Source organism: Sedimentimonas flavescens (genome assembly GCF_019264375.1).
Lineage (GTDB): Bacteria > Pseudomonadota > Alphaproteobacteria > Rhodobacterales > Rhodobacteraceae > Rhodobacter > Rhodobacter flavescens.
This window is the reverse complement of sequence record NZ_JAHVAI010000023.1, coordinates 22,766-29,857: the sequence shown is the minus strand read 5'-3', so window position 1 is coordinate 29,857 and position 7,092 is coordinate 22,766. Positions and strand designations below refer to the sequence as shown.

Genomic DNA, 7,092 nt, shown 5'->3' with positions numbered 1-7,092 from the left:
GAATGGGGCGTCTCTCGTCATCCCAAGACGCTACGAGACTGCCCTGCCCCGCTCAACAGATTCCCTCTGACAAAGCCTCGAGGCCGAATTTCCGGGACACCCGAACGCGCAATCCGACACCGGCGGCAGAGGCACCGCTGTCACGGTCTTGGGGTTTGGTGGAGAGTTCGATCTGCGCTGTGCAGAATCGCCCCTCCACCGTTTCCGTGGCTCTTACTCAGCCGGTTTGTCGAACACAGACCCGGAGAGGTCGAATTCATCGACCGCCCCGTCGCCCCGAATGAAGATCCGGTGGTTGAACCGCACGAAGTTGAGTTCGCCAGAGGGATCTTCGAGCAATTCACCAAGGGCGCCCTCGTTCGGGCCTTCGGTGATGATGAAATAGCCCTCGGCCGTGTTGGCCACATTGGCAGGCGCGGGATCCGCTCCGCTGGTCAATGCGGAGAACTGGACAAACACATATTTGTCGCCCTCTTTGCGGATCTCGATGTTTTGCGAATTCCCCTTGAAGACGCCGACGAAGGGATCGAGCACAGCCGGATCAACGCCCGCTGCGACCGGAGAGTCGGCCTCGATTCCCGTGAAGGCTTTGACCATTTTGTCCGCAATTTTGCTGTAGGCTTCGACTCCGCGATCACTGTGGACCATGATCACCACTGCAAAGTCGTGTTCCGGGATCAGCTTCAGAAAAGACCGCGTGCCGGGCCAATTCCCCCCGTGGAAGGGGCTGGTGACGCCGTCGTAGTCGTGGACGAACCATGTCAGTCCGGTAAACTCGCCGACCGAAGCGTCGACTGCCGGAGCGTGAGCATAGTCCAGCGCTTCCATGGACAACAGCTGGTTCCCGGCGGCGTCCTTGCCGTCCAGTTGAAAGCGGGCGTATTTCAGCATGTCGGTAACCGTCGACCGGATTCCGCCGGAGGCTGCGGACTCTCTGATCAACGGAATGTAGTACGGCTTGAGATCACTGATGCTGCCTTCGCCGTAGATCGGCGGATGGCCCCATGCGTAATCTTTGGCCGGCGGGGTGGGGTCGTAGTTAAAGGATGACGAATCCATGCCGAGCGGGGTGAGCAGGTTCTCTTCGATCAGGTCCTCGATCGGCTTTCCGCCGACATGCGACACCACATGGGTCGCGAAGGTGATGCTGGTGTTGTTGTACATCCAGGTTTGACCGAACGGATAGATCTGCTCGACGTAAGCCGCCTGGAGCATGACCTTCTCGCTGATCGACCCGCCCGGAGGAACAGGAAGGAACCCATGGTCGCCATACCAGCCAGCGTGATGGTGGAACAGGTCGACGACCCGCGCTTTCGACGTCGCGTCGGGATCTGCGACCCTGAACCACGGCAGGATGTCGACGACACGCGCGTTCAAATCCAGTTTGCCCTCTTCGGACAGCTTCATGGCCATTGTCGAAAGGAAGGTCTTTGTCACCGAGCCGATTTGGAATTGCGTATCAGTGGTAACGGGCTCTCCGGTGGTGACGTTCGTGACACCGAGTCCGGCGCCGTAGGAGTTGGGCCCATGGATGACCCCGATACCAAGTCCCGGGATCTTCAGTTCCTTGATCAGTTCAGAAGCTTCGGCGAGCACCGCATCAAAGGTCGCCTGGCCCTCTTCCTGCGTCATGACCCGCGGAGTCTGCTGTGCAAGCGCCGGCTGAATGGCGAGTGATGACGAAACCGTTAAGGTGCACAATAGTTTACCTAAGTTCTTCACTGGGTTTTCCTTTGCTTTGGAGTCTTCACTGGATTTCTGCTGTTGGTGAAACGATGATTGTTCCCAACGAGTTCTGTCTTCGCCGTGCAAAATTACCCTAGCAGAGCATGCACGGCGAAGATTGCACGCTTACTGCTTCGCCATCTGCCCAACATAATAGTAATCATAGAGCGAGCGGGTGACCTCGGCAATGGCCCGATCCCTGTCCGCCTCGGATGTCTCGCTGCTCTTGGTGAACACGGCGATTGCAAACCGACGACCGTCGGGGAGCGTGATGTAGCCGACGTCATTGGCTACGCCTCCGATGGTTCCGGTCTTGTTCGCCACGGGCGTTCCCCTCGGCAGCAGGCCCTTGAGCCGGCCAGCGCCGGTGCGCGTGCGCGACATGACATCAATCAGGAAGTCGCGGCTCTCGGCGCTTGTCGCCGTGCCACTGTCGATGGCAAGCAGAAGTTGCAGCATCGCAAGGGGCGTTGCTTGGTCACGTGGATCTGCCTCGAAGTCCAGATTGCGGTCAGCCTGGATCTTCAAGAGTTCCGGCCGGGCCTTGAAGACCTCTGTGGCGAGTTTATGCGTGGCCGGTCCCGGCAAACCATAGAACTCCCCGATGATCTCGCCAGTTGTCCGATCGACGCTGATATCGCTGATCCCGATCCTGCGCAGATATTGGGTCACCGCCGCGGGTCCTCCAGCCAGTCCCATCGAGATGTCGGTCGCCGTGTTATCGCTCTCCGTGATCATCACCTCGATCACGTTCGCGATCGACAACTGGAGCCCAGGGTGAACGAATGTGCCGTTCAGCGCAGCGTCCCCGATCATCATCATGTCGGGTGTGACCTCGACCATCTGGTCGAGGCTGAGTTCCCCCCTATCCACGCGATCCAACACCGCAGCGGCGATCGCAACCTTGTAGGTGCTGGCCATGGCGAAGGTTTCATCGCCATTGAGCGCGATTACCTCGTCACCGCCGATTTCCTGCGCCGCGAAACCGATGCGCCCGGCAAGCTGTGTCGCGACTCGCTCGATCGCGGCCCCGACGGACGGTCCTTCCGCTGTCTGGGCATAAGCCGGGCCGAAGGCCGCCGCTGCAGAAACCGCAAGGGTCATGATGGTGTTACGTAGTTTCATTTCGGATATCTCCTTTCTGAGAGACAGGCGTGGGGATTGTCCCGTTCCGCATTGATACCCAGGAACGCGCATCCTGCGCGCAAGCCTTGGGCAAACGGCAGCCAGGAGACGAAGATCAAAAAAAGCATGATCCCGTCTCCTCGCTTGGATACATCATGATCAGTTGCCACCGTCCGCAGGGAAGGCGCCCGTGAAGTCACTGGGCATCCCGGTCGAGAATTCGGCATTCCAAGCCTCTACCGAGATCGGCTCGAAGCGCGGCTTGTCTTCGGGTTCAAACCGAATCGGCTGACCGGCGAAGACAGGAAGTACCTTGTCGTCACGCAACGCGACCTGACCGTTGACGATCACGGCTTTCATGCCGGTTGAAGGGACGGCACCCTTCTCGTAGGTCGAATTGTCTGTGAAGGTTTCAGGGTCAAAGACCACGATATCGGCGACCATGCCGGTCTGGATGCGGCCGCGTTCCTGCATCGCCTTCAGGCCCGTATCGCCCAGATGCTTGGCCGCGTTGTAGCTGAGGATCGACATCAGCTGCATCATCGGGATGTTGTTTTCCCGGCCGAAACGGATCGTGATACCCCGGGTGCCCGCCGCGCGGGGGTGGGTGTTGCCGAGCTGGTCCAGCGGGATATCCCATGGGCCGAAGTACGGTTCGGGCGGAAGCGCGTCGCTGGCCACGGTGACGCCCTTCAGCGTCAGCCATTTCGGCGCATCTTCGGCGGGCATCTTGAATACGACGATCGGCTTGGTCGGATTGGCGGCCATGTCGGTCTTGAATGTCTCCAGGGTGTAGTACTCATTCGTGACCGGATCCAGCACGGTATCCTCATAGCGGTTGCCCAACTGCCCGATCCAGCTGTCCGGCTGCAGGAACGACGCATTCAACGTGGTGGACCCGGCAGCGTAGGGATAGATTTCACCCCATATGTTGTGGCCCCGTTCCTGAAGCTCAACAATCATTTGCTGGGCAAGCCGCCAGCCGGGGTTGTTGAAGTGAAGAACCATCGCCGGGGCACCCAGCGCCAGGGCATTGGCGATGAGTTCCTGCGCACCGTTGTTCTCGGTCGTGTCGGTGCCAAGCGTATAGCGTGTATGCGCGCCAGTCGGGCGGCCATAGCGTGCGCCAACCTTCTGCACCTCGAACATCTCGCGGGAAGAGACGCCCTCCCTCATGTAGCCCACGGTGCTGCCAATGCCGGGTGCGCCCGCCTGCAGACCCTTGTCAATCTCTTCGAGAATCGCGTTGCCCTGTTCCAGGGTCGGGCGCGTCACGCTCCAGCCCGATTTCTTGCGGGTTTCCAAAGCGGCAATGGGACCGTTTACCAGGAAATCGCCCTCTGCCCCGTCGAGCACCACTGCGCGGGCCAGTTCGTGGCTGACCGCGCAGCCATAGTTGGCGTGGGACACACCGGCACGTGCCTCGTACCAGGCGGCGATATAGGAACCCGCACAGCCTGCCTCGAAATCCATGCTGCTGGTCAATCCGTCGCGCAAGCCGACCCGGTAGCCGATTGGCGTCTGCCAATGAAAATGGGTGTCGATGAAACCCGGCGCCACGATATGGCCGGTCGCATCCACCGTCTCGGCACCGGTCAGCTCGTCCTTGGTGATCGCGACAATCCGGCCATCCCTGATACCGACATTGGCGATGTCGTCATACAGAGTTTCCGGGTCCATGACCCGGCCATTGTTGATTACCAGATCATAGTCTTGCGCCAGGGCCGGAACGGCGGACATGACGCTTAGCAGGAATGTGCCTGTCAATATGTATCTTTGCTTCTTCATTAGTGTCTCCATTTCAATTTTGGTTTCTATTGATGGCTTTAGCACTAGCCGGGCGATCGTCTTGAATGTGCCCTTGGCGAATTCTTATTTCCTGGACACGGCGCCGCCCGGCTTCGCCAACATCTCCCAAATTCCGGGTTAAGGGCCGGGCCATTCCCACCTCATCCCTCCGGCAACTCGACGATTTCGGCGTTGAGGGTCCAGCCACTCAGCATGCGCGACTCCCCGTCGAGAACGAATATGGTCTCATCACTTGGCTCGACACGCAGCAGCCCCGACACCCGAACCGGTAGATACAGGGACTCGACCTGTTGATCCGCGCGAAGTCTGACCCTGACGAGTTGGTTTGGAGGTGGCGGCGGAAGGTGACTACACATTCCGACCTGCGGCACCAGATAACCGAACGCGCTGCCATCCGCGTCTGGTGGTGCAGGTATGATATAGCCCGAGATCGAGACCTCGACGCCGTCGAAAATCGGGTTGGTGGCCAAGCGGGCGATCTGCCGCTTTTTGGCGACGTCCCAGCGTTGTCCGAGCAACACATCTACATTATGACCATTCGCCTCGAGCTTTTCCTGCGCGGCGGTGCGGCGGGCTTCCAGACGCGTGCGTGTCTCCGCATCAAGATCAGTGCCGGCGAGCTTTTCGTCCGACTGAACCAACAGTTTCAATTCGTTCAGCATGTCGACCCCCATGGCTGCGTAGGGGTCTTCAAAGGCCAAGGCGAACGGGTCCGCCAAATCGGAGAACTCGATCGCTTCCGGTTCTGCAGTTGCTTGAGTGGCGGCCAATAAGGCCGCCACAAAGAAAGAGATCAAGAACCGCATGTTTCCGTCTCCTTGCTTGGATACATCATGATCAGTTGCTACCGTCCGCGGGGAAGGCGCCCGTGAAGTCACTGGGCATCCCGGTCGAGAATTGGGCATTCCAGGCCTCTACCGAGATCGGCACGAAGCGCGGCTTGTCTTCGGGCTCAAACCGGATCGGCTGACCGGCGAAGACAGGAAGCAGCACATCGTCACGCACGGTGACCTGACCGTTGACGATCACGGCTTTCATGCCCGTTGAAGGGACGGCACCCTTGTCGTAGGTCGAATTGTCCGTGAAGCGTTCGGGGTCAAAGACCACGATATCGGCGACCATCCCGGTCTGGATGCGGCCGCGTTCCTGCATCGCCTTCAGGCCCGTATCGCCCAGATGCTTGGCCACGTTGTAGCTGAGGATCGACATCAGCTGCATCATCGGGATGTTGTGTTCCCGACCGAGCCGGATCGTGGCGCCCCGGGATCCGGCGGTCCGGGGGTGTGTGCCGCCCAGCTGGTCCATCGGGAAATCCCACGGGGCGTCGTACGGCTGGGCACCAACCCCATCGCTGGCCATGGTCACGCCCTTCAGCGTCAGCCATTTCGCCTGGTCTTCGGCGGGCATCTTGAACACGACGACCGGCCTGGTCGGTTCGGATGCGATGGTCGCCTTGTAGGTCTCGAGGGTATAGTACTCATTCGTGACCGGATCCAGAATGGTTTCCTCATAGCGGTTGCCCAGATCATCGACCCAGCTTTGGGGCTCCAGAAACTCCGCATTGATCGTGGTGGAGCCTGCAGCGTAGGGATAGATTTCACCCCAGATGTTGAAGCCCCTTTCCTGCAACCCTGAAATCAATTCGTGTGTCACGCGCCAACCGGGGTTATTGAAGTGCAGGACGATCGCAGGCGCGCCGAGCGCGATTGCGTTTGCGATGAGTTCCTGCGCGCCGTTGACCTCGGTCGTGTCGTTGCCAAGCGTATAGCGTGTATGCGAGCCCATCGGACGGCCATAGCGTGCGCCAACCTTCTGCACCTCGAACATCTCGCGGGAAGAGATGCCCGCTCTCATATAGCCCGTGGTGCTGCCAATGCCGGGTGCGCCAGCCATCAGGCCCTTGTCAATCTCTTCAAGAATCGCGTTGCCCTGTTCCAGGTTCGGGCGTGTCACGCTCCAGCCTGTTTTCGCTCGAGTTGTGTAAGCGGCAACGGGGCCATTTATCAGGTACTCAGCGCCGTCCGACCCGTCTAGGATCATCGCGCGGGCGAACTCGTGGCTGACCGCGCAGCCATAGTTGGCCTGGGTCACACCCGCACGCGCCTCGTACCAGGCGGCGACATAGGATCCCGCACAGCCCATCTCGAAATCCATGCTGCTGGTCAACCCGTCACGCAACCCGAGGGAATAACCGATCGGCATCTGAAAGTGGAAATGCGTGTCGATGAAGCCCGGCGCCACGATATGGCCCGTGGCATCCACAGTCTCGGTGCCCGTCAGCGGGTCCTTGCTGATCGCAATAATGCGCCCGTCCTTCACGCCGACATTGGCGATGTCGTCAAACAGGGTTTCCGGGTCCATGACCCGACCGTTGTTGATCACCAGATCATAGTCTTGTGCATACACAGCGGTGGCGACCAGAGTGTTTAGCAG

5 protein-coding genes are annotated in these 7,092 nt (G+C 59.7%); all 5 read right to left on the bottom strand.

Annotation, left to right across the window (positions count from 1 at the left end):
* Nucleotides 1-213: 213 nt before the first annotated feature.
* The gene (locus KTQ37_RS15575; protein ID WP_218631428.1) at nt 214-1,632 is read right to left on the bottom strand and encodes a serine hydrolase domain-containing protein; all 1,419 of its coding nucleotides are present in this window, start codon (nt 1,630-1,632) and stop codon (nt 214-216) included.
* 219 nt (nt 1,633-1,851) lie between these two features.
* Nucleotides 1,852-2,850 carry a class A beta-lactamase gene (gene bla, locus KTQ37_RS15570; protein ID WP_218631427.1) on the bottom strand — a complete coding sequence of 333 codons (999 nt, stop codon included), beginning with the start codon at nt 2,848-2,850 and terminating at the stop codon, nt 1,852-1,854.
* A 159-nt stretch (nt 2,851-3,009) separates the two neighbouring features.
* A complete protein-coding gene (locus KTQ37_RS15565; RefSeq protein ID WP_218631426.1) occupies nt 3,010-4,683 on the bottom strand; it encodes an amidohydrolase family protein in 1,674 nt (557 codons plus the stop codon).
* 116 nt (nt 4,684-4,799) lie between these two features.
* Nucleotides 4,800-5,465 carry a DUF3299 domain-containing protein gene (locus KTQ37_RS15560; protein WP_218631425.1) on the bottom strand — a complete coding sequence of 222 codons (666 nt, stop codon included), beginning with the start codon at nt 5,463-5,465 and terminating at the stop codon, nt 4,800-4,802.
* A gap of 31 nt (nt 5,466-5,496) precedes the next feature.
* Nucleotides 5,497-7,041: an amidohydrolase family protein gene (locus tag KTQ37_RS16980; RefSeq protein WP_218631424.1), complete on the bottom strand. Its 1,545-nt coding sequence runs from the start codon at nt 7,039-7,041 to the stop codon at nt 5,497-5,499.
* Between the last annotated feature and the right edge of the window lie 51 nt (nt 7,042-7,092).

Coding starts and splice junctions, on each gene's coding strand:
- bla (WP_218631427.1), bottom strand. CDS start 2,850: ATGAAACTACGTAACACCATCATGACCCTTGCGGTTTCTGCAGCGGCG.
- KTQ37_RS15560 (WP_218631425.1), bottom strand. CDS start 5,465: ATGCGGTTCTTGATCTCTTTCTTTGTGGCGGCCTTATTGGCCGCCACT.
- KTQ37_RS15575 (WP_218631428.1), bottom strand. CDS start 1,632: ATGACGCAGGAAGAGGGCCAGGCGACCTTTGATGCGGTGCTCGCCGAA.